At 68.7% G+C, this 22,762-nt stretch carries 22 protein-coding genes; 8 read left to right on the top strand and 14 right to left on the bottom strand.

From position 1 onward, the window contains the following. Positions 1-36 precede the first annotated feature (36 nt). Positions 37-939: a hypothetical protein gene (locus tag KF684_09690; protein ID MBX3353195.1), complete on the bottom strand. Its 903-nt coding sequence runs from the start codon at positions 937-939 to the stop codon at positions 37-39. A gap of 277 nt (positions 940-1,216) precedes the next feature. Between KF684_09690 and KF684_09685 the strand changes: the two genes are divergently transcribed. From KF684_09685 to KF684_09665, 5 genes are all read left to right on the top strand, one after another. After that, the gene (locus KF684_09685) at positions 1,217-3,349 is read left to right on the top strand and encodes a dockerin type I repeat-containing protein (GenBank protein ID MBX3353194.1); all 2,133 of its coding nucleotides are present in this window, start codon (positions 1,217-1,219) and stop codon (positions 3,347-3,349) included. A 2-nt stretch (positions 3,350-3,351) separates the two neighbouring features. Next, positions 3,352-4,230 carry a hypothetical protein gene (locus KF684_09680; protein MBX3353193.1) on the top strand — a complete coding sequence of 293 codons (879 nt, stop codon included), beginning with the start codon at positions 3,352-3,354 and terminating at the stop codon, positions 4,228-4,230. A 22-nt stretch (positions 4,231-4,252) separates the two neighbouring features. Then, complete coding sequence (locus tag KF684_09675; protein ID MBX3353192.1) at positions 4,253-5,092, top strand: hypothetical protein; 840 nt, start codon at positions 4,253-4,255, stop codon at positions 5,090-5,092. After that, the gene (locus KF684_09670) at positions 5,089-5,907 is read left to right on the top strand and encodes a hypothetical protein (GenBank protein MBX3353191.1); all 819 of its coding nucleotides are present in this window, start codon (positions 5,089-5,091) and stop codon (positions 5,905-5,907) included. Before KF684_09675 ends, KF684_09670 begins: the two co-directional genes overlap by 4 nt. Positions 5,908-6,017: 110 nt before the next feature. After that, the gene (locus KF684_09665) at positions 6,018-6,698 is read left to right on the top strand and encodes a hypothetical protein (GenBank protein MBX3353190.1); all 681 of its coding nucleotides are present in this window, start codon (positions 6,018-6,020) and stop codon (positions 6,696-6,698) included. Positions 6,699-6,704: 6 nt separating this feature from the next. On the opposite strand, the gene speB is transcribed toward KF684_09665, so the two are convergent. The 10 genes from speB to KF684_09615 form a co-directional block, all read right to left on the bottom strand. Next, entirely contained in the window at positions 6,705-7,685 is a 981-nt protein-coding gene (speB, locus tag KF684_09660; GenBank protein ID MBX3353189.1) for an agmatinase, read from the bottom strand. 126 nt (positions 7,686-7,811) lie between these two features. Next, positions 7,812-8,126 (bottom strand): hypothetical protein, encoded by a 315-nt coding sequence (locus KF684_09655; GenBank protein MBX3353188.1) that lies wholly within the window; start codon positions 8,124-8,126, stop codon positions 7,812-7,814. Between the two features lie 132 nt (positions 8,127-8,258). Then, positions 8,259-8,786, bottom strand: a complete 528-nt coding sequence (locus tag KF684_09650; protein MBX3353187.1) for a hypothetical protein — start codon at positions 8,784-8,786, stop codon at positions 8,259-8,261. Positions 8,787-8,865: 79 nt separating this feature from the next. Next, a complete protein-coding gene (locus KF684_09645) occupies positions 8,866-10,431 on the bottom strand; it encodes an aldehyde dehydrogenase family protein (protein MBX3353186.1) in 1,566 nt (521 codons plus the stop codon). A gap of 23 nt (positions 10,432-10,454) precedes the next feature. Continuing rightward, entirely contained in the window at positions 10,455-11,582 is a 1,128-nt protein-coding gene (locus KF684_09640; protein ID MBX3353185.1) for an arginine N-succinyltransferase, read from the bottom strand. Positions 11,583-11,605: 23 nt separating this feature from the next. Then, complete coding sequence (locus KF684_09635; protein ID MBX3353184.1) at positions 11,606-13,111, bottom strand: aminotransferase class III-fold pyridoxal phosphate-dependent enzyme; 1,506 nt, start codon at positions 13,109-13,111, stop codon at positions 11,606-11,608. Between the two features lie 53 nt (positions 13,112-13,164). After that, positions 13,165-14,391 (bottom strand): M20/M25/M40 family metallo-hydrolase, encoded by a 1,227-nt coding sequence (locus KF684_09630; protein MBX3353183.1) that lies wholly within the window; start codon positions 14,389-14,391, stop codon positions 13,165-13,167. Between the two features lie 72 nt (positions 14,392-14,463). Then, positions 14,464-15,303 (bottom strand): diaminopimelate epimerase, encoded by an 840-nt coding sequence (locus tag KF684_09625; GenBank protein MBX3353182.1) that lies wholly within the window; start codon positions 15,301-15,303, stop codon positions 14,464-14,466. A gap of 14 nt (positions 15,304-15,317) precedes the next feature. Next, positions 15,318-16,787 carry a M48 family metalloprotease gene (locus tag KF684_09620; GenBank protein MBX3353181.1) on the bottom strand — a complete coding sequence of 490 codons (1,470 nt, stop codon included), beginning with the start codon at positions 16,785-16,787 and terminating at the stop codon, positions 15,318-15,320. Positions 16,788-16,808: 21 nt separating this feature from the next. After that, positions 16,809-18,278, bottom strand: coding sequence for a hypothetical protein (locus KF684_09615; protein ID MBX3353180.1), 1,470 nt, complete (start codon positions 18,276-18,278; stop codon positions 16,809-16,811). A gap of 55 nt (positions 18,279-18,333) precedes the next feature. Between KF684_09615 and KF684_09610 the strand changes: the two genes are divergently transcribed. Both KF684_09610 and KF684_09605 read left to right on the top strand, forming a co-directional pair. Then, positions 18,334-18,630: a NifU family protein gene (locus KF684_09610; GenBank protein ID MBX3353179.1), complete on the top strand. Its 297-nt coding sequence runs from the start codon at positions 18,334-18,336 to the stop codon at positions 18,628-18,630. A gap of 177 nt (positions 18,631-18,807) precedes the next feature. Further along, positions 18,808-19,038 (top strand): carbon storage regulator, encoded by a 231-nt coding sequence (locus KF684_09605; GenBank protein MBX3353178.1) that lies wholly within the window; start codon positions 18,808-18,810, stop codon positions 19,036-19,038. On the opposite strand, the gene rsmA is transcribed toward KF684_09605, so the two are convergent. Continuing rightward, the gene (rsmA, locus tag KF684_09600) at positions 19,035-19,871 is read right to left on the bottom strand and encodes a ribosomal RNA small subunit methyltransferase A (GenBank protein ID MBX3353177.1); all 837 of its coding nucleotides are present in this window, start codon (positions 19,869-19,871) and stop codon (positions 19,035-19,037) included. The two genes, KF684_09605 and rsmA, sit on opposite strands and share 4 nt — an antisense overlap. A 14-nt stretch (positions 19,872-19,885) precedes the next feature. Beyond that, positions 19,886-20,800, bottom strand: a complete 915-nt coding sequence (locus KF684_09595; GenBank protein ID MBX3353176.1) for an HAD family phosphatase — start codon at positions 20,798-20,800, stop codon at positions 19,886-19,888. Positions 20,801-20,998: 198 nt separating this feature from the next. Between KF684_09595 and KF684_09590 the strand changes: the two genes are divergently transcribed. After that, entirely contained in the window at positions 20,999-21,973 is a 975-nt protein-coding gene (locus KF684_09590; GenBank protein MBX3353175.1) for a phosphotransferase, read from the top strand. Here the strand turns inward: KF684_09590 and KF684_09585 are convergent, their stop codons facing one another. Continuing rightward, positions 21,974-22,759, bottom strand: coding sequence for an SDR family oxidoreductase (locus tag KF684_09585; GenBank protein MBX3353174.1), 786 nt, complete (start codon positions 22,757-22,759; stop codon positions 21,974-21,976). Positions 22,760-22,762: the final 3 nt, after the last annotated feature.

Raw genomic sequence — 22,762 nt, 5'->3', positions numbered from 1 at the left:
CAGTTCGCGCGAGCGACGGAGCGTCGCCCTCGCCGGTCAGTCCCCCCCCGCGTCGATCTCGACGGTGATCCGCCCGTTGCTCGTCCCGATGACGCTCGTGGGGCCGCCGCCGTTGATCTCGACCCGCGTGGGGCTCTTGAACTCCATCGTCTCGCCGCCCCGGGTCACCACGATCTTTCCGTTGCTGGTCTTCAGGTCCAGCGACGCCTTCAGCCCCTTGCCCCCTTTCAGAACCACCGATCCGTTGCTCGTCGAGACCGAGAACGGCCCCGGGTTCTCGGGGAGCAGGGTGATCTGCACCGCCCCGTTGCTGGTCCGCGCCGTCAGCGGCCCGGCGATGCGGTCGGCGATCAGGCGCCCGTTGCTCGATGTCAGGCGCGCCTCCCCCGCGATGTCGGTCGCCTCGATCCGCCCGTTCGTCGTGGTCGCGAAAAGGGCCCCGTCGTGGTCGTTCGCCATGATGCGACCGTTCGAGGTCGTCAGGCGCGCCTCGCCCGAGAGCCCGGCGATCTCGATCCTGCCGTTGGTGGACACGATCGTCGCGCCCGTCGCGTCGGGCAGCGCGATGTCGAACGAGACGCCCTCGTTGCCCTCGCGCTTGCCGTCGGGCCACTGCACGCGCAGGCGCAGCGCGCCCTCGCCGGTGCGCTCCGCGATGACCATCGTCTGCGCCAGACGCTCCTGCGTGCGCGCACGCACCTCGGCGTTGATCATCACCTCGGACAGGCCCGGGCGCGCCTTGACGACCACCGCGCCGTTCTCGGTCGCGACATCGATCGGCCCAGACCGGTGCTCGACCGACACCGAACGCGTCTCGGTCTCCAGATTGCTCGACAGGTTTACGCTGCACCCGGCCAGCGGCAGCGCGCCGAGCGCAACCGTCCCCAGAATGGCCGCCTGGATCACCGCACGCGCTGTCAGAACTCGGGTCAACCGCATGATTCGTTCTCCTGGTCTTCTTCCGTTCCCGCTTCCCTTGGGAAACCGGGACGCGCGATTCCGCGCCGCCCGTCGCGCCCCCGAACAAACCGAGACCGGAATGTATCAGATTTGAGACAGATCGGCGTCCAAAAGCACAGATTTGAGACAGCGCCCCCTCGGAGCCACGTACCGCGTCGAGAAAAGTTCGGAACCCACCAGAAAGGTATTGACAACGCACGAGGAATCCGACATCTTCTCAAGGCCAGACGCGCGACGCGTCACCGGGAGATTCCAGATGGGCCAACAGACAAGCGTTCTTTCCGCAGCCTTCCTCACCATGGTCGTCTCGACGGCGCTCGCGCCGCTCAGCCCGGCCCGCGCGGAACCCAGCCCGAACGCCAGCCCCGGCAACCTCAAGCGCATCGTCTACCGGCCCGGCGCCATCCCCCCACGCACGGGCGACCTGAACGCCGACGGATTCATCGACACGCAAGACCTGCTGCAGATGGTGCACTTCCTCAGCGCGCCGCCCCTCACACCGGACGATGCGGCGTACGCCCGCGCCGACCTGACCGGCGACGGCATGGTCGACGAGCGAGATCTGACACGCCTCCTCGAACTGCTCACCGTCGCCGCCTCACCTCGCGGGTGCCCTTCAGTCAACAACTGCTGCGCTTTTCCGATTGCCTTCGGTGGCTGCTGCGACCTCCCCGGGGAATGCATCGGCATTCCCGGCCCAGGTGGTGGCCCCGACGACCCTGAACCCCCAGAGGGCGGCGGCGGACCCGGGGGTATCGGCGGCGGCGGGGGCGGACCAGGCGACGGCGGGCCAGGGAGCATCGGTAACCCGCCCGGGGGAGGCAACGGAGGCGGCAACCCGCCCCCTCCGGAATGCGGCTTCTATATCACGGTGGCGTACCCATTCGAACCAGCCGATCCGCCCCACTCCATCCCGCAGATCCCCCGCGTCGGAGTGGGCTACATCCATCTCCGCGCAGAGTTGACGATCGGGCAGTTCGTCGCTGTCGACTGGTATCTGGTCGAGAACGGCGTGGTTCCCACTCAACCGACCCTGCCGAACTCCACGATCTTCACCATTGCCCCGGGCAGCCCGGGCCAATACGAGCTCCGCGCGAAACGTACCTGCGGCGAGAACAACTCGTTCGAGACGGGCACAACCGTCGACATCTTCTGGGCAAACCCCCACTCCGTTTCCTTCGGCGGCGGCAATCATCTCATCAAGTCGGATCCCCGCCCGGGCGTCGCCTCCTTCGAGTACGCCGCCCCCCACTGGAAGGACGATGACAACGACGGCGAGATCACACCACCGCCGCAGGGCGCCGACCGGCGATACCCGGTCGCCTACACCCGCGCCGCCACCGTGACGATCGACGAGTTCGTCCCCGTCCTGACCATGGACCACCGCTCCGACCCGCCAGCGACGATCTACTACAAGGCCATCGGCCCGGGGGGCCAGGAGTTCACCATTGGCAGAACGGACAACAGCACACCGATCACCGCCCCCGAGCCGCTCGAGAACACGATCGCGTACCACGGGAACTACCCGCTGACTTGGAAGATCTCGTTCGACGGCCAGCGTGTGTGGTACAGCATGGGTTCGACGAGCCACGAACTCTTCACGACGCTCGCCGACCCGGGCGATGTCTCGAACTTCCATAGTGTCTACCGGATTAGTTGCGAAGCCGGGGACGGCTCATCGACCGTGGGTGAAGCCCTGGCCACGATCTGGCTGCCCTTCCAGAATCGCAGCGTGACCAGCGCCTCCGGACACACCTTGGGCTACTACAGAGGCGACCCGTGCGGCTTCAATACGGCAGCCACAGATGTAGAAACGCTTCTCAGTGACACGAACGGGCAGTGTCTTGCGTGGGTTAGACTCTATAGACAGTGTCTCTCGGTGCAGGGAATCTCTTCTCACGCCATCTACGAGATCGTCCCGCTGCACCTGACCGCGGCCCTCTGGGATCACCCGCAATGCCCGGATGTCACCTTTCAAGACTCTGGCATGATCCTCGCTGATCCCGCCTTTCCGCCGGCCGGTGGATCGGGCTGCGGTCTTTATCCATTCCGGACCGAGGTCCCCTGCGAGGGCAGCGCGTGGAATGTCCACGATGTCGTCCTCGGTCCCTCCTTGCCGGGGCAGGACAACCCGACGCCGCCCGGTCATTACACACGGCATTTCGTCGTACAAGTTGGCGCTGGTGCGTGGTACGACCCGTCGTACGGTATCGGTCCGATTCTGCTCGCCAACGAGCAGATATTTGCGCTGGCTTGGAAGCACTCGCACCTAAAGGGCTTCTACACCTTTCTGCTGAATCAGGGTGATCCCGATGTGCCGTTCGCCGTGTCGAGAAAGCCTGCGCCTGCCGCACTGGATGTGCGGTGCGAACTTTGGGGGGGAGAATGACGATGCCGCAAAGACTTTGGATGCTCGTGACAACTCTGCTGATGCTCGCCGCGCCGGCGCCGGCTCTCGGATCGCTCCCCGATCCCCTTCGCGATCTCGTCGCCAGGGTGACCATGCTGCCGTCAAGCAACTCCATAAGCGGCACGCCGCTCGAACTCGTCGACCCGCTCGGCGTCGCGGCGCGGCTCAGCGAGCCCGAGATTGACCTGCTGCTCGCGTCGGACGACCCTCGCGCTCTCGGCGTCGCGATCTTTGCCCTGAGCGAGCAGCACCGCCCCGACCGCCTGCTCACGCTCTCCCACCTCCTCGACGACACCCGCCTCTCTGTGCCGCTGTGCATATCCCCGGCGATCTCAAGACGCCAGCCCTTCGTCGCGGAAGACCGTACGGTCGCCGCAACGCTCCGCGCCGCGTACAACCAGTGGTTCGGTGTGCGGATCGCCACGAGGCAGCAGTTCGCTGAACTTCTGGACGGCGTGGACCCCTGGGCGGTCTCCACCCCGTGGGTCACTCGGCTTCGTCTGACGACCGAGCCCGATCCGCTGGAGCGTCTGAAAGCCGAGATCGCGCTGCTCCCCGAGAACTTGCGGTGGCTCATCCTGATGGAGAGCTTCCACACCCAGCAGCAATACAGCCCGGACGAGGCGCGCGAGATCATCGCCCAACTCTCGCCAAACACCCGCGCCGCGATCGACGCGAAGGCGCTGCCCGTTCCCGCCATGACCCCGAATCTGCGTCAAAGCCCGGAACACCTCGAGAGCTTCTACAAGCTCCACGACATGGTGCTGGCCGGCGAGTTGATCGATGCGCCCCCTCCACGCACCGCCCTCTGGCGCCGAGCGTCGTGGACGCCGCCGGAGTGGTGGAAACGGGACAAGTGATCATTGCTATGACAGGTTCCCTGTGATCGCGAAGTCACTGACCATCCTGCTCGCGGCGGTCTCCAGCGGGTCTGCGCCGCCCACGGCGATCACCGTCGAGCCTTCCCTGCTGGCAGGCATTCCGACCAATCACCTCGTCGCTGAACGCCTTGCCGAGGTTGATCATCTTGCATGGGCTCAAATCGACGACGCCCGACGATCCGAACCGGATCGCGTCCGTGAGATGCTCCGGAGCAATGACCCCAAAGTCGTCAGTCTCGCGATCTACGCGGCGAGCGCGCAGTGCCGGCCTGACCTGTTGATCGAAGCCGTGTGGCTCATCGGCGATGCCCGGGCCGGACTTCCTCGGCTGACGCAGGAGGCGCTCCAGGGGGAGTTGGTCGTGCAGGACACGCCCACGATCGGGGAGTACTTCCGCGAGACGCTTGGGTTCTGGATGCGGGGTTTGCCGTATGAGCCGGCGGCGCTCCGTGCCGCGCTCGAAGCACGGCCCGACCCGTGGCACTATTCCTCCGCGTGGCGGGTGCGGCTGGAACGCCTCGCTTCGGAGCAACGCACGGAAGAACTCCTCGAGGCAAGGCGACACCTGCGAGAGCAGCCCGAGACTCTGCAGTGGATCGTCGCCATGAGGCCGCCACTGAACCGAGAGCGGCCCACGCTCACCGAAGACGACATCCGCGCGATCCTCTCGTCCCTCTCCCCTGAGACCAAACAGCGCATCGCCGATCGGACCATCGAACTGCCCCCGGACATCGCGACTCTCCGCGAGAAGAACCCGCAGTATCTGGAGTCGTTCTTCGCCAGGTATGAGCAGGCGGTTGCTGCGCTGGGTAGCGCGTCGCCCGAGCCAAACCGACCATGATCTCGCCGCTGGTCATCCTGTCCTTCATCATCACCGCTCCGATCGCGGATGCGCCTCTCACTGCGCTCGGGACCCCCTTCGTCAGGTTTTCGCTGGACGCGCTCGAACGCATCGATCCGGCCCAGGCCGAGCCGGTCTTCCGGGCGCGGGCCGCCTCGGTCGATGACATACGCGCCATGCTCCGGCATGACGACTCCAAGGTCGTCAGCCTCGGCATCGACGCCGCGAGTTATCGGTGTCGCCCCGATCTGCTCGTCGAAGCGTCGTGGCTCGTCGGAGACACTCGCGAGGCCCTCCCTCGCCTCGTGATCGACCCGGGCACTGGGAAGGTGTTTCCTGACCTTCCTCCGTTCCGGATCGGGCAGGAGTATGCAGGCGAACTCCTCTTCTGGTTTCACAGCCTTCCGCAGGATGATGAGCCGCTGCGTGCCGCCCTCGCTGCGAAGCCCGACCCTTGGGCGGAAGTGGGGCCCTGGCGACTCCGACTCGATGCCCTCTCGAGCGGACAACGGGCCGAGGAGCTTGCACAAGCCAAGCGCGAGTTGCAGCGAAAGCCAGAGAGTCTTCAATGGATTCTCGTCACACTTCCGCAGAGCAATCCCAAGACCCGCCCCGCGTTCACCGAAGCCGAGATCAAGGCCGTCCTCGACTCGCTCTCACCCGAGACCAAGCAGCGCATCGCCGACCGCACCATCGAACTGCCGAAGGACTACCAACTCCGACGCGAGAGCGGGGCGCGGCGCTTCTTGGAATCGTTGTTCGATCGCTACGACGAACTGACCGCCGCTCCCGCTCGTCCTGACATCCGGCCATGACCCCATGCCCTTCGATCATCCTGCTCGGCGCTCTGCTTCTTGCGCAGCCCGGGGGTCCCCTCCCGATCGGGATCCCTTGGACTGACTTCGAAGTGTCCCGTCTCAAGACCGTGAATCCCGCTATGTGGGAGCGGATCGACGCCGCACGATCCTCGACGCCCGCAGAGATCCTCAACATGCTGCGCAGTGATGACGCCGAGACGGTGAGTCTCGGCATTGATGCGGCCAGTTATCAGTGTCACCCCGACCTGCTCCTTGAAGCCAAATGGCTGGTCGAGGATCCTCGCGTGGGGTTGCCCCGTCTCGTGCTGGAGGGTCGGCACGGGCTCCTGGTTCCTCAATACAACCCTACCGTGGGCGAAGAGTACCAGATGTGCCTCACCCACTGGGTCGCGAGTCTCCCGCGCGAGCCGCGGGCGCTGCGCGCGGCCCTTGAGAATCCTCCCGACCCGTGGTTCACGGTCTCGGCGTGGCGCGTCCGCCTTGAGCGGCTTGCTCTCACCCAACGACATGACGAACTGCTCGAGGCAAGACGCCACCTTCGTGAACAGCCCGAGATTCTGCAGTGGATCGTTGCCACGATGCCGCAACCCGACCCCGAATGGTACCCCACGCTTACTGAAGACGACACCCGCGCGATCCTCTCGTCGCTCTCTCCCGAGACCAAACAGCGCATCGCCGATCGGACCATCGAACTGCCCCCGGACATCGCGCCCCAGCGCGAGAAGAACCCGAGGTATCTCGAGTCGTTCTTCACAAGATACGAGCAGGCGGTTGCTGCGCTGGACTAACCCTCGTCACTTCCCTTTCGACGCCCTCACCGCGTCGAGCGACAGCACCTCGGTGATGATCTGCGACGCGAGCAGCGCCGTGATCTGCGAGACATCGCGGTCGGGCAGCACCTCGACGATGTCCGCGCCGACGAGGTTCACGCCCACGAGCCCGCGCAGCAGCGCGAGGATCTCGCCCGAGGTGAAGCCGCCCATGCTGGGCGTGCCGGTGCCCGGGGCGAAGGCGGGGTCGACGACATCGATGTCGAAACTCAGGTACGCCTCGTCGTCGCCCAGCCGCTTCATGAACTCGCGGATCGGGGCGTCGCCCTCGCGCCGCCAGCGCTCGTAGGTGACGAGCGTGACGCCCTTCTCCTGAGCGTACCGCAGGTCGTCCTTGGTGTTGAGCGGCCCCTTCACGCCAACGGTCAGCATGCGCTTCGGATCAAGAACGCCCTCCTCGATCGCGCGGATGAAGGGGGACGCGTGGCTGTAGCGCTCGCCGAGGGTTTGATCGACGGTGTCGACATGCGAATCGAAGTGGATGAGCGCGAGCCCGCCCTTCGGCTTGCCGCGGCGCTCCCAGGTGGCGCGGATGTTGGGCAGCGCGATGGAGTGGTCGCCCCCGATCGCGAAGAGTTTCGTCTGTTTCGGGTCGCCGATGGCGCGCGCGAAGGACGCGATGACCTCGGCGTTGGTCTCGCAGTCGAAGGGCTGGACGGGCGAATCGCCGGCGTCGGCGAGACTGAATACCTCCGCGAGGTTCACATCGTGCTCGATGTGGTAGGGCTTGGCGTACTGCGACGCGTCGCGGATGGCGCGGGGGCCGAAGCGGGCGCCGGGACGGAAGGTGACGCCCGAGTCGAAGGGGGCGCCGTAGAGGGCCCAGTCCACCGGCCTGCTCTGCGGCTCGACGGCGTCGAGCAGCGGGAAGCGGCAGAACGTCGGGACCCCTGCGAAGCGGGGCGTGACACGCGCGTTGGGCAGGTTCGTGCGGAATTCGGGCATGGCGGGCGATGGTACCGCGGCGGCGCCCGCCACGCCCAGCAGACGAAAAACGGCCGGGCCGCTTGCGCAGCCCGGCCGCGTACCGTGCGCGTCCAGTGCACGGGAGATCACTGAGACATTAGCGCGTCACTTGGACCCGCCGCAGCACCCGCCGCCGCCGCAGGACATGTCCTGAGGCGCGGAAGCGGGGACCGCCGGGGCCTGCGTCGCGGCCTTGGAGGCGTCGTCGCAGCCGGTCTCGCAGCAGGACTTCGCGGCGCAGCAGCAGGCGTCGTCGCAGTTGCCGCAGTCGCAGTCGTCGCACGAGCAGCCCTTGTCGGTGCAGCACGCGTTGCAGGCGCCCGAGGACGCCTTGGCGGACGAGCCGGCGGTGAGGGTGGCGGCGCCGGCCATGAGGGCCATGGCGGCGAGGAGACCGATCGAAGCGAGCTTGATAGACATGACAGGTATCTCCATCCGGTCGCGACATCGCGCGACCGCTGTGTGTGAAACGGTGAAACTCGAAACCAACATGGTTGAGGTTGACGGAACGGCGTCATCCGGCGCGCAGCGCACGCCGGGCGGGCTTTCCGACTACACCGTCCACAGACACAGGCGGGCCTGTCGTCGTGGTCGATCAAACGTCAGCCACTCACCCGCGAGAGCCGGCGGTGGGGCTTGAGAGGTCGGTCGCGGCAGCCACTCACACTCGGCGAGCAGCACCGAAGGGGCCGCGTGCGCGAGCCCGTCGGACGCGAGGCCGAGCAGCGCCCACGACGCGGACTCGTCGCAGAGCGTGCCGCAGAGCACCATGCAGAGCGAGCAGGCGCCCTGATGGGCGTCATCGCCGGCGCAGGACGGGGCCTGCTCATCGGCGCACGAGGCGATCGCGGCGGGCTCGGCCGGTGCGCAGCACGAGGACACCAGGGGCGCGGCGGGCGCGGGGACGGGCTTGGATGGCTTGGCGGAACAGCACCCGGGGGCGTCCATCGCGAGGGCCGGCGCCGTCTCGGCGCACCCCATCACCCGGGCGGTCATCGAGGCGCAGCGGCTGGCCACCGGCCCGGGCAACGCCGCGAGGACGATGGCGATCAGCAGACTGGCGGGGAGCCACTTCACCATGACAGTGTCGTTCAGACGAGCCCGCTCGTCAAGAGTTCCTTGTCCAGAATCCGGGCGTTGTTCTCGGACCCCGGCCCGGTCAGTCGTCGAACTTCATCCCCGGGTGGACGGTGGCCGCGTCGCCCCGCTCGATCATGCAGGCGACCGGGTAGGCGCAGTAATCGAGACTGAACGCCCCCGCGGGCCGGTGGTTCCCCGAAAGGCCCAGCCCGCCGAAGGGGAGTTTGCTGCTGGCGCCGGCGGTGCCGGTGTTGATATTCACGCAGCCGGCCTTGGCCTCGCGCAGGAACTGGTCGACGGTCTCTTCGTCCCTGGTGAAAATGGCGGCGGCGAGGCCGTAGCGGGTTGTGTTGGCCTGCTCGATCGCGTCCTCGGTCGTGCCGGTGATGAGGATGCGCACGAGTGGGCCGAAGACCTCGACGTCGCAGCCGGGGTCGCGCTCGGGGTCCTCAGAGAGCGTGAAGCGGTCCACAAGGACGACGCCGGGGGTGACGTAGTGCCCGCCGGAGGGGTCGTCCATCATCGTGGGCTGGACGAGGGCGCGCCCGCCGGCGCGGACGATCTTCTGGAAGAAGTCCCCCATCGCGTCGCGCGACTGCGCGCTGATGAGCGGGCCCATGAAGACCTGCTGGCGAGAGCCGTCGAGCCCCACGCCGCGCGGATCGCCGACGATGAGACTGCTGGCGGCCTTGCAGAACGCGGCGATGAAGCGGTCGGCGATGGCCTTGTGGACGATGATGCGACGCGTGCAGGTGCATCGCTGGCCGGTGCTGACGAAGGCGCTGCGCACGCACTCGACGACCGCCTGCTTGAGGTCGCAGTCGGGCATGACGATCGCGGGGTTGTTGCCGCCCATCTCGAGCGCGACGATGCGATGGGGCCTGTCGAGGTTCGCTTCGAGAATCCTGCGCCCGACCTGCCAGCTGCCGGTGAAGAGCACGCCGTCGATGTTGTCGTGCGAGACGAGCTTGGAGGCGATGTCGGCGCCGCCCTGGACGACGTTGATGACGCCCTCGGGGAACTCGGCCTCGAGGAGCATCTCGCCGAGCATCTGGCCGGTGGCGGGTGTTTTATCGCTCGGCTTGAAGACGACGGTGTTGCCCATCGCGAGGGCCGGGACGATGTGCCCGTTGGGCAGGTGCGCCGGGAAGTTGAAGGGGCCGATGACCGCCATCACGCCGTGGGGGCGGAAGCGGCAGGCGCCTGTGCGTGTATCGGTGAGGCGCACGGCGAAGTCGGTGGCGCGTCGGAGGGCGCCGTGCTCGGTGGAGTCGAGGGTGATGTCGACCTTGGCGCCGATGACGCCGGCCTCGCCCTCGGCGTCCCACTGGGGCTTGCCGGTCTCGTCGCGGATGAGGGCGGCGAGCTCGGCCTTGCGCGAGTCGGCGATGCGCGCGAAGCGGCGCAGGATCGCGAAGCGGTCCTCGCGCGTTGTGGCGCTCCACGATTTCAGCGCGCGCTTCGCCTCGTGCACGGCGTGGTCGACGTGCTCGAGCCGGGGCGTGCCGAGCCAGATCGTCTCGCCCGGGCGCGAGGGGTTCGTCGATCGCAGCGCGTCGCCCGTGAGCGCGGTGATGCGCCCGCCCAGGATGTCGCTGGGTGGGTTGCGGAGCGATGGGTGGGTGGACAGGCCGGTGATGGTCATGGCGCTCGATTCGTCTCGGAGTCTCAGGCGGACGCGTGGTGCGGCGTGCGTGCGGCGGAGCCGCCCGAACCCCCGGAGGGTTTGAGCAGCGTGAATCCGAGCGTGGCGCCCTCGCGCGTCCCGAGGAGCTCGACGGCCCGCGCCGGCAGACGCACGCCCGTGTCGTCCTCGACGAACCCGCACAGCACGGCGCGGAACTCTTCGTGCGTGGTGTCGCGCCCGTCGACGCTCACGATGGCTTCTCCCGAGCACGCCTTGTCGTCGGCGACGCCGAGCAGGGGCTTGCGCGAGGTGGCCTTCACGACGCCGATCTCGTCGGTTTTTGCTTCGAGGTGCGGGCCGCCGTCGAAGGGGTCGATCATGTCGTGGTAGCGGAAGCCGAAGCTCTCGAGCATCTTGCGCGCCGGGACGGTCTCGACGTTCACCTCGCCCACGACACGGCGCGCCTCGGCCGGGAGCAGCGTGAGGTAGATCTCTTCGCGCGGCAGGAGCGAGGTCATGAACTCGCGCGAGCGCTGGCAGAAACGGTCGGCCTCGGCATAGCTCATGTTAATGAAGCGTCGGCCCAGCGCCTCCCAGAACTCGTTGCGCCCGTCGTCGGTGATGGGCGCCATCATCTCGGCGAGCACGCGTTCGGCGAAAAGCCGGCGGTGGAGCCCGATGTAGTGGAAGCGGACCATCGCGAGCTGCTTGCCGAGCTTGGCCTTGTGGCCGCGGAAACTGGGCTGGAGGATGAGCCCGCCGATCTCGGTCGGCCCGCTCTCGTCGAGGACGACCTGGGCTGTGACGTGGATCGCGCCGTCCTGCAGGTCGCGGCTGAAGAACTCGCGCTTGCGCAGCTTCATCGCGAGGTTGGGGTTGCCCGGCCCGCCCATGCGCGCGACGACCTGCGAGGTTCCCAGCGCGTTGCCGGTCTCGGGGTCCTCGAGGACGAACATGAACAGGGGCGACTCGTTGGAGAGCCCGGCCTGCACGCCGCCCGAGGGGCGTTTCGTCCCGGACTGCGTTTCGCCCTCGAACGAGCGACGGCTGCGCCGGATCTTCTCGGAGATGATGTCGCGGTCCGGGGGCAGGTTGATGAAGTAGACCATCTTCGCCAGCTTGAGCAGCGTGTCGAGGTCGTCGGCTTTGGCGGGTCGGATCACGAACATGGGAGCGAGTCCTTTCGCGCCGATCAGGCGGTGGCGACCTTCTCGAGCGCGCGCTCGACGATGCGGAACGCGCGGGGCCACATGTCCTCGGTCAGCACGCCCAGGGGCGGGAGCATGCGGACATGGAAGGGGCCGTGGCCGCAGTACAGAACGATCACGCCCTCGTCGTAGAGCGCCTTGCAGGTCTTCATGATCATGCTCTTCTCGCCGCCGAAGGGCGTGAAACGCATCATTCCCCCCAGCCCGCCCACGATGTCCGCGGCGCCGGGGACGGGCGGGAACCAGTTGGGGTGCTTGGCGGCGAGGTTGCGGACCTGCTCGACGAAGACCGCGTGGTGCTTGGCGTGCTTGCCGTTGGGCCCGTAGTGCCCGCCGTCGCGCAGTCGCTCGATGATGCGCCGGCCCACCGCGGCGCTCATCGTCGAGCCCAGGAAGGTGCCGGCGATCAGGCCGGGCCTGGGGTTCATGTCCTTCGTGAACAGCGTCGCGCAGAGCTGGCTCATCTTGCCGACGGTCACGACATCGATGTACTCGCCCAGCTCAAGCGTCTCGAAGCAGAACATCTGCGTGGTGCGCCCGAAGGACTGCACCTCGTCGTCCCACACGGGGATCTTGTGCGCGCGGCAGACCTCCATGAGGGCCTTGAAGAACTCGCGCGGCGCGGTGTTGAACCCGCCCTCGCCCTGCACCAGCTCCATCTCGAAGACCGCGTGCTGGTTGGGGTATCGCTTGATGTACTGCTCGAGGTGCCAGACGCACATGTCGATGTAGCGGGTCTGGCCCGAGACATCGCCGGCGCCCATGCGCCGGGCGGCGACATGGTCGTAGAAGGGCATGTAGTCGATGAGCGTCGAGAGCGGGATGCCCTCGCGCCCGGCGGCCGAGTCGCCGATCTGCGCCATCGTGACGGTGCGCCCGAGGAAGCAGTCCTGGAACGCGAGGACGCGCGGGGCGGCGCCCTTCTTCTGGAAGCAGATCTTCAGCGCGTTCTCGTTGGCCATCGCGCCCGAATTGCTGAGGAAGCAGTGCGCGAGGTTGCTCGTCTTACGCGCCTGCTCGAGGAGCAGTCGCGAGAACTCGTACGGCTCGGCGTTGGCCTGGAAGTGGCCCTGCATCGCGATGTCGTTGGTGGCGGCGGCGCGGACCGCTGTCCCGACCAGGTCGGGGTCACTGTGCCCGAAGAAGTGCACACCGATGCCCCCGAGCATGTCCATCTTGACCGAGCCGTCGAGCATCTCGACGAAGGGGCCGTTGCCGGCGCCCGAGCCCATGTAGGGCGTCATGAACTCGCGCCCGCGGTCTTCGCCGGCGCTCTTGAGGAACTGCTCGAAGTCCAGGCGGTGCTGCTCGCTGACAGGCCCGCGCACGTCGGTGATGCGCTTCTGGGCTTCACGGACCTCGCCCACGATCGCGTCGATGGCCTGCGCGATCTTCGGGCTGCTGCGCAGCTGCTGCGCCACGGTCGTCGCGGACGCGTCGCCCGCGCTGGGCTGAGCGGGCGAGGATGATGCGGTCTGAGCGGTCGTCATGGGTGTCTATCCGTTGGCGCTGGTCTTGAAGCGGTGTCACTGTCGCGCGGCGTTCAGCCCGCGGCGCGTTCCGACAGCCGGCTGACGAGCACGGCCATCAATTGGGCGCGCTCGACGAGACTGTCGAGCTCGATCCATTCGTCTGTCGTGTGCAGCCCCCCGCCGCGCACTCCCAGCGTGTCGATGCACGGGAGCCCGGCGTCCTGCAGGATGTTCCCGTCGCACACGCCGCCGGTCTTCGCGAAGGGCAGCTTCTGGCCGAGCGACTCGGCGGCTTCCCTCGCGCGCAGGGCGAGCGATTCCACATCTGGCGTCATCGGCTTGGCGGGCCGGTTGAAGCTGGTGTGCACCTTCACGCGCGGCAGCGCGTTCTCGGTTGTCTCAAGGGCGGAGAGCATCGAAGACAGTTCATCGGCAATGTTCTGGCTCGGGTACCGGACATTCCCCCAGGCGGATGCGTGCGCAGGCACGGCGTTCGTCGCGTCCCCACCCTGCACCGGTCCGATATTGATGATCCGGCCCTTCGCGACATCGGGCATCTCGGCGATCGCGACGATGGCGCGGGCCAGCGCGTTCACCGCCGACACCCCGGTCTCGAACGCGCGACCCACGTGCGCCGAACGCCCGAACGCCTCGACCATGAACTGCCCCGAGCCGAGGCGCTCGACGACCAGCTCGCCCCCCGGCAGCGCCGGCTCCATGATCAGGCCAAGGTCGTGGCGCGACGCCTGCTCGCGGATCACGCCCTCGCTGTGATAACTCCCGGTCTCTTCGTCGCTCGTCAGCACGAAGGTCCACGCGGCGCCCACGCCCTCTGCGGTGAGGGCCTCGAGCGCCGCGATGGTCGTCACCAGACCGCCCTTCATATCGACCACGCCCGGGCCGGTGGCCGACTTGCCATCGCTGGCGATGTTCATGACCTGGAACGCGCCGTCGGGGGCGAACACGGTGTCCATGTGGCCCACGAAAAGAAGCTTCGGGAGGTCGGGCGTGAGCTTCGCGCAGACCGCCGCCGGAGGGGCCTTGCCGGAAGACCCGCCCAGAAGCCACGAGGGCTTAGGATCGCCCGGGACGATCGTGACCTGCGCGCCGAGGTCGGCGAGACGCTGGGTGAGGATGCCGCGGACTTCGTCGAGTCCCGGCGCGTGGTTATGCCCGGTGGGGATCGCGACGAGGCGCCGGAGTTGCTCGATCAACTCGTCGCGCCGCTTCGCGATTCTCGCGCAGAGGCGCTGCTCGGTGGCCGTCAGCCGTGATTCCGTCACCTGAGAGGGGCGCATCCTCTGATCGTAGCGAGCGGTCCGAGAACGGCGAGGGATCCCCGGAAGATGGACCGGGGCTCGCCCGCCGGCTCACCCGCCCAGCCACTCGCCCTCGAACACGATGGTCGCCGGCCCGGTCATCTGCACCTCGCCCTCGGGCGTGCGCGCGAAATGGAGTTCTCCCCCCGGGAGCCGCACGGTCGCGGCGTCGCCCAGGATCCCCATCGCGTGCCCGGCGGCGAACGTCGCGCACGCGCCCGTGCCGCAGGCCGATGTCATGCCGGCGCCGCGCTCCCAGGTGCTGAGGAGGACGCGATCGCGGGACTCGACGAACGCGAACTGCGCGTTGACGCCGAGCGGAAAGGCCTCGTGGCGTTCGATGAGGGGGCCGTCGCGTTCGACCATGCGCGCCTCGGGCGGCGCGTCGAGGAATGCGACGAAGTGCGGGTTGCCCACGCTCACCAGCGCGCCGCGACGCCCGTGCAGCTCGACCGACGCCGGCTCGCCCGTGACGCGCGACGCGGCGCCGGGCGCGAACCCGGCTGCTTCAGCGCCGAAGCGCGGGGCGCCCATGCCGACGCGCACGCTCCCGTCGTGGAGCGCCTCGCAGCGGTAGAGCCCTCCCCTGGTCTCGACGACGAAGACGGCGAAGCCCGCGTCGCGGCTCGCGAAGAGTCGCGCCACGCAGCGGATGCCGTTGCCGCACATCTCGGCCTCGCTCCCGTCGGCGTTGAAGACGCGCATGCGCACCGCGGCGGTGGTTCGGGTCGGCGGCTCGATGGTGAGGAGCTGGTCTGCGCCGATGCCTGCGCGTCGGTCGCAGGCGGCACGGGCGAACGCGTGGAGGTCGCGCACGAGGATGGACGGGTCCTGCAGCGCGTCGAGGATGACGAAGTCGTTGCCGAGCCCATGCGCTTTGGTGAATCGCACGATGATCGCTCCTTTCAGGTCAGCGCCGAGATCGCGAACAGCGCCCCGTCGACGCAGGCGAGGGTGACCAGCGCCGCGCCGGTGAGACGCTTGATTCTTCGCACGTGGCGGTCGGCCGGAGTGGATCGGACCGGCGTTCCGACGAGCGCCATCACGCGGCGCTGCCTGCCGCGGATGCTGCCGTGACGCCAGAAGAACCGCTGCGTCGGGATGGCGTTGAAGTGCGCGACCGCCTGGAGCGCTCCGGCCATCGCGTGGGCGGCCTCCTCGGTGATGGCGTCGCCCGGCTGCGCATCGGCGGCGTGGAGCCCGCTGAGAGACTGAACCGCGAAGGCGTCGGCCTGGCGCTCGAAGGCGCGGCTGACGGCGCCGAAAACCGTCACGGCGAGCGCGAGCGAGGCCACGACCCCGAACGCGGTGACCAGCGACGCAAGCGGGCCGGTGAACAGCGCGGCGCCCAGCAGCGCGTCGGCGCCCATCGCGGGCCAGACCACGAGCGAGGTCCCGAGCCAGAGCGAGGCGAAGATCGACCCGAGCAGCCAAGGCAGGTGCCGACGCCGGATGTGCGCGATCTCGTGGGCCGCCACCGCTTCGACCTGCCGCTCGCTGAGTGATTCGAGCAGCGCGTCGGTAAACAGGATGTAGCGCACGCGAGGCAGCAGCCCCATCACCGCGCCGTTGAGCATCCCGCCGGCGGTTCGCCACACGAGGATGTCGCGGCAGCGCACCTCGTGGCGCGCGCACAACGCTTCGAGCCGGTCGCGCAGCTCGCCCCTGCCCAGGGGCAGCGTGCGCCACACGCGCACCATGAGTGGCGGGGTTATCACGAACGCGATCGCGACGCCGATGAGCTGCGCGCCGGCGAACGCCAGTTGCGAGGCGTCGCTCGCGAGCGTCCACCCGCGCCGGTCGGCCAGCCAGATCAGCGATTCGTTCCACGACCAGATGATCGAGAGAGGCACGAGCACGATCGCGGCGTGCTGGCGGAACTGCTCGGTCGCGTAGCGGAGCGAGGACCCCGGCGGCGCGCCCACGCTGCCGCCCTCGTCGAGCGTGCGCAGCAGCGTCGCCTCCCACAGGGCGCGATCGATGGGCGCGTAGGCGTACCAGATCGCGAGAAACACGAGCAGGGGCGGCGCGGTGGCGACGAGTTCATCGAGCAGGACCCAGTCGCCCCTCGCGGCGCGCACCGCGTCGAGCCAGCCCAGCCCGAGCACGCAGAACGCGTGGGCGACGACCGCCGCGATGCGGGTCGTCGAGCCGGCTCGCTGGGCGCGCGCGATCCAGATCCCACGCCCGCTGCGCGCGAGTCGCGACGAGCACACCCTGATCCACGCGCCGCCGGCGAGCGCGACCAGCAGCGTCACCGCGCCCGTCGCGAGCCATGCGGCGCCCGGGCTGAGCGCCGCGAGGCGCGCGCCGGGCCCGAGCGCGTCGCTCGCGAAGAGCGTGACGGCCAGCGCGATGAGCAACAGATGGAGCATTCGTCGATCGTCGGCCCGCGGTTACGGGCGACGGACCTCCCCGAGGTCCACGATCACCATGCCCGACGCGTTGCGTGGCTGGAAGTAGTCGGCGTTCATCGAGTCCTGCGACAGGGAGGTGAACACCAGGCAGGAGCGCCCGAAACGCTCGGCGTACTGGTCGTCGCCCTCTCCCGGGCCGGAGTAGTCGCGCATGTTGGGGCGGCTGGCGTGGAAGTGGTAATGAAACAGCGCGGTCGCGCCGTCCTTGAGGAGTTCCGGCGACGCGACGAAGCGGTTGTCGCCCATGCGCTGCGCCGGTCGGGGCGGGTAGGAGGTCGCGACGAACTCGCCGTCGCGCCAGTCGAGGACCCCGCCGTACTCGGTGGAGGTGTCGCGCCGGTCGGCGTCGGCCTGCTCGAAGAGCGACGCGAGCACGGCGCGCGACTGCACCGCTTCGTCGGCGATGAGCGCCAGCAGGATGTCGCCCCAGACCATGCGCGGCGCGTTGGTGACGAAGCGCTCGTCGGGGGCCATGCCCTCGGAAAAGCCCGACTGTCGCTGGTAGACGCGGCGCCCCGCGAGGCGCTGGCTCAGGTCGGCCAGCAGCGACTCACGCGACGCGAGCAGCCACTGCGGGCGCTGGGACGCGGCCCATCGCACGCCGGCGGCGTGGCGCAGCTCGAACCCGCGGAGCTGCTCTTCGTCGAGCTGCGCGATCGCGCGCGTCGCCTCCTCCCAGAACGCGCTGTTCGCCGGCGAGTTCATCTCGGCCAGCCATTCGAGCTGCTCGGCGGTGCGTGGGACGGCCTTGAGATCGCTCGCGGCGGTGCGCAGCGCGCGGATGAGCGCGTCGTCGCTGGGCGCGAGGACCGCGAGGAGCGCGCGCGTCTCGGTGAGATCGGGGTCGATACGTGTCAGCAGCGCCCACGCGTCGGTGCGCCGGCGCTCCTCGAGCAGGCCCTCGCCGGCTGGCTGGGCGAAGACCGAGAAGACGACGCGCGCCAGATCGCGCTCGCCGTGCATCGCGACCAGCGCCCGGCGCTCGGGGCGGTCGGGGTCCTTCGGCTCGACGACGGGGCGCGACCAGGAGCGGATCAGCGCCGGGGTGAGGTCCGTCCAGCCCCGGGCGGCGGCGGTGTCGCCGATCCATTCGATGACCGGCCAGGCCGGCTCGCGAGGGAGCATGAGCCCGGCCATGTTCCGGGTGTCCGCTTCGTCGTCTTCGAGCAGGGTCTGGAGGGCGACCAGCCGCGTGCGCGCCGGGTTCGACGCGGACCACGCGATACGCTTCACGGTCTCTCGCCAGGCGGCCCGGTCGGCCTGACCCTGGGCGACCTGCTCCCAACCCTCCCGGATCGCGCGCTCGCGCCCGATCGGGTTCGCGTCGCGGTCTGCGGCGAGGAGGCCCGGGTCGGCGGACGCATCGGGGCCGGCGCCCGATCCGGCGCACCCGGTCAGCGAGCCCAGCAGGAGCGCAGACAGTCCGATCGCGGCGAGGGTTTGGTTCATCGCCGCAGTGTACGCTCGGGGCGTACTATCCTGCCGTAAGCACGGAGGCGACCGCTTGCCGACCCACGAACTGCCGCAGTCCAACGCCAGGCCGACGACCAAGCCCGCGCTCCGCGCGGACATTCCGCTGCGCGATCGCGTGCAGAGCATCCTCGACCTCATCCGGCCGGCGGTGCAGAGCGACGGGGGCGACATCGAGCTCCTCGAGATCACCTCGGATGGGGTGGTGAAGGTCCGGATGCACGGGGCGTGCGTGGGCTGCCCGTCGAGCAGCATGACCCTTCGCCAGGGCATCGAGCGGAACCTTCGCGAGCACGTGCCCGAGGTGACCGGCGTCCAAGCCGTTGACTGACATCGGCTTGCGTCGGCCCAAGGGGGCCCTCTCACGATTCTCAGATTCCGCGCTTCGGGGGGTTCCATCCCGCCCGGAAGGTGCTAGTCTGGTGATGGTGGAAACCGCAACGCCCCTGTGGGCGAATGGCCGTGGTGGGCCGTCGGGCGACAGATGACCCGACAGGAGATGCATGGAATGCTCGTCATCACCCGCAGAGAGGGCGAAGAGATCGTGATCGGCGACCCGCGTCGCCCGATGGGCGTCGTTCGCATCGTCGGGATCAAGGGCGACCGCGTGCGCGTCGCGTTCGAGTTCCCGCGAGAGGTCGAGGTCCACCGGCGCGAAGTCGCGGACCAGATCGCCGAGGAGCGCGACGCGGTCATCGCGAAGATCGAGCTCGCGACCGGCACGAACGCCCCGCGCTAAGCCGGGTCGCTCGCCCCCCTCCACATCGTCGACAACGCGCAGAGCTGTGCCACAGAGAGTTGCTCCGGACGCATGTCGTGCGTGACCCCTTCGGGCAGGGGATGGTCGCGACCAAGGACCGAGCCGATCTGTTTGCGGCGCTGGCTGAACAGCGTCTGGCAGAGCGCGCCGAGCGCCTTCGGGGCGTCGGTCAGCGGGTCGGGGCGGCGTTTCAGTTCCAGCATCGCGCTCGTCACGCCCGGGCGCGGCCAGAAGCACTCCGGGGGCAGCACCGCGACGCGCCGGACCGTCGCGAGCGCCTGGGCGATCACCGTCAGCGGGCCGTACTCCTTGCCGCCCGGCCTGGCCGCCAATCGCTCCCCCACTTCCTTCTGGATGGTCACATACTGCGCGCGGCAGTTGGGGAAGTCGGTCAGCAGCACCGCCATAAGCGGGCTGGCCGCGTTGTACGGGAGGTTCGCGACGAGCGTGAACCCGCGCCCCCCGATCGCGTCGGTGATCGCCGGGTTCAGCTCGTGCTTGCGCGCGAGGCAGTCGCCCTCGATCAGCGTGAAGCGCCCGGAGTGCGCCTCCATGAAGCGGTCTCGCAGCAGCGCCGCGAGCCCCTCGTCCATCTCACAGGCGACGACCTCGCAGCCGCGATCGAGGAGCAGTTCGGTGAGCGCGCCGGCGCCCGGGCCGACCTCCAGTACCAGGTCCCCGGCGTGCACGCCGGCCTCGTCGACGAGTTTCGTCCCGAGGTTTCGGTCGATGAGGAAGTTCTGTCCCAGCGCCTTGCGGGGCGAGAGGCCGTGCGCGTCGAGCATGGAGCGGAGTTCGCTGAGGGTGTGCATCGGTGGCGCTCCCCTCACCACTCGCCGCGCAGGATGTGGTCGATGGCCTCGGCGACGCCGTCGTCCTCGTGCGACGCGACATGCTTGTCGGCGACATCCTTGACCTTCGTGACCGCGTTGCCCATCGCGACGCCCAGGCCTGCGCCGGCGAGCATCGCGACGTCGTTGATCTCGTCGCCGATCGCGGCCACGCGCTCGCGCGCCACGCCGCGGCGCTGCGCGATCCAGTCGATCGCGGTCCACTTCGTGACCGCCTTATCGAAGACCTCGAGGATGTGCACCGTCGTGCTCTTGCCGATGAGCCCGTTGCCGGTGTTCTGGCTCGAGACGGCGGCGAAGTGGTGCAGCGTGGCCTCACGCTCGAACTCGCTGATGATCTCCTGGCCCAGGTGGAACATCCGGTCTGTCGTCGCGGCGAGCCCCACGCGCACCGTGTGCTCGGGGTGCTCGTCGTGGTCGAGTTCCGGGATGTGCCGGCGACGGATGCCCATCTTCTCGAACCACCACACATTCACCGGGTCGAGCGGGCCGGTGTCGACGATGAGGTAATCGAAGCCGGCGGCGTCGGGGTCCTTGAGGACCATCGAGGCGCTGTTCGCGTCGCGGAAGCGCCCGACGACGCGGCGCACCAGGTCGGTGTTCATGGGCCAGCGCTGCAGCGTGCGCCCGGTCGACGCGTCGGCGATCATCGAGCCGCCCGCGACGACGACGGGCGCGTCGAGCAGGCCGGGCATGCGCTCGTGCGCGCGGATGGCGGCGATGGCCTTCTTGCTCTCGACGAGCCCGCGCCCGGTGCAGATCACGACCTCGATCCCCGCCCGGCGGGCGGCGTCGACGGCCTCGATGTTCGCCTCCGACACGCCGCCGGTGGGCCCGAGCAGCGTCCCGTCGAGGTCGAGCGCCAGGATGTCGTAGTTCGGCTTTCGCATGGGGCGGGGGCTTGCGACCAAGAGTAGGTTCGGCGCCCCGTGAAAGCCGAGCGGGTTCGTGGTATCTTGGCGGTCCATGAGCATCCGCCCACGGACGGCGCGAACCGATGCACACGACCCGGGGTATCACTGTCAGCGTGCGCCCACGCACGGAGGAGCGACGACGATGCGCCATAAGTGCGAATCGAGCATGCGGGCATGATGCCCGGACTCACCGACGCGAGCGAGCTCGCCCACGCCCTTGAGCCCGCGCTGCGCGACGCGTGCGGCGGCAGACTGGGGGCGGTCAGATGGTTCCGGACCGACTGGCAGCGAGGGGGCGCCGCGACCGGGTTCTCGACTTTCCAGTACGAGGGCGAGAGCGCGCCGCGCGACGTCGTCGTGAAGCTGCCCATCGGGCCGACCGAGCACAAAACCCTCGTGGCGCTGGGGAAGACCGACGCGCCCACGCCGCGCGTCGCGGCCGACGGGTGGGAACTCGGCTCGTACGACGTCGGCTGGGTGGTGATGGAGAAACTGCCGGGGCTGCCCCTGAGCGTGCAGAACGGGCACGCGAAGGAGAGCTTCGACCTGCTCGCCGGCGCCGCCGCGGTGTACTACAAGCACTCGGAAGAGGCCTGGCCCATCGACGCGAGCAAGGTCCAGAAGATCGACTGGGCGAAACTCATCGAGCAGGGTCGTGAGGCGGTGAAGGTCTCGCACATCCCCCACGAGACCGAGTGGAACGACGCGCTCAAGAAGGTGCAGAAGGGCCTGGCCCCGGTGCTCGCGCGCTGGGACGCCCGACCGATCAACGCGTGGAAGCACGGCGACCTGCACGCAGGCAACGCGATGAAGCGCCCGGAGGGCTCTCCCTGGGGCCCCCCCTGCTGCGTGCTCCTCGACTTCGCGGAAGTCGCGCCGGGCCACTGGGTCGAGGACGCTGTCTACATGGAGCGCCTGCACTGGGCGCATTCCGAGAAGGTCGACGGCGTCAAGCCCGTCTCGCTGCTCGCGAAGGCGCGCAAGGCGGTCGGGCTCGACAACGGCGACGACTACGCCGATCTGGCGAACATCCGTCGCCTCCTGGTGGCCGCGGCGGCCCCGGCGTTCCTGCGCACCGACGGCAGCCCGCGCTACCTGGAGGCGGCGCTGGGGGTGCTGGGGCGGCTGGCGCCGGTGGTGATGAAGTAATCAGATCCCGATCGTGCTCAGCCCGCAGTCGACATAGATGTTCTCGCCCGTGATGCCCGACGAGAGGTCGCTGACGAGGAACGCCGCGGCGCCGCCGACATCGCTGCCCTCCACATTGCGCCGAAGGGGCGACTTCAGCGGCGTCGATTCGAGGAGCGTGTCGATGCCACCCACCGCGCTGCTCGCGAGCGTGCGCAGGGGACCGCCCGAGATCGTGTTCACGCGGATGTTGTCGGCGCCCAGTTCCGCCGCGAGGTAGCGCGCGGTGCACTCCAGCGCAGCCTTCGCGACGCCCATCACGTTATACCCCGGGACGACCTTCTCGCTGCCGTAGTAGGACATGCCGATGATCGACCCGCCCCCGCTCGCCTTCATCGGCTCGTGCGCGCGCTTGGCGAACGCGGCCAGCGTGTACGCCGAGATGTCGATCGCCGAGAGGTACGCCTCCCGCGGCGTCTTGTTGAAGTTGCCCGGCTGCAGCCACTCGCGATCGGCGAAGGCGATGGAGTGGATCACGAAGTCGAGACGCTCGTGGGCCGCGGAATAGGCGGTGAAGATCGCGTCGATGTCGGCGTCGTTGCCGGCGTCGCAGGGGAAAAGCCACGGGTTGCTGACGCCCATCTTCTCGACCGCCTTGGCGGTGCGGCGCTCGTTCTTCTCGCCGGGGAGATGCGCGAAGGCGCACTGCCCGCCGTGCTTGAGGATCGCCTCGGCGATGTGCGTGGCGTAGGAACGATCGTTGGCGACGCCGAAGACGAGGCCGACTTTGCCGGTGAGAAGAGCCATGGG

Source organism: Phycisphaeraceae bacterium (assembly GCA_019636675.1).
Taxonomy (GTDB): Bacteria; Planctomycetota; Phycisphaerae; order Phycisphaerales; family UBA1924; genus JAHBXC01.
This window is presented reverse-complemented; position numbering and strand designations above follow the sequence as displayed.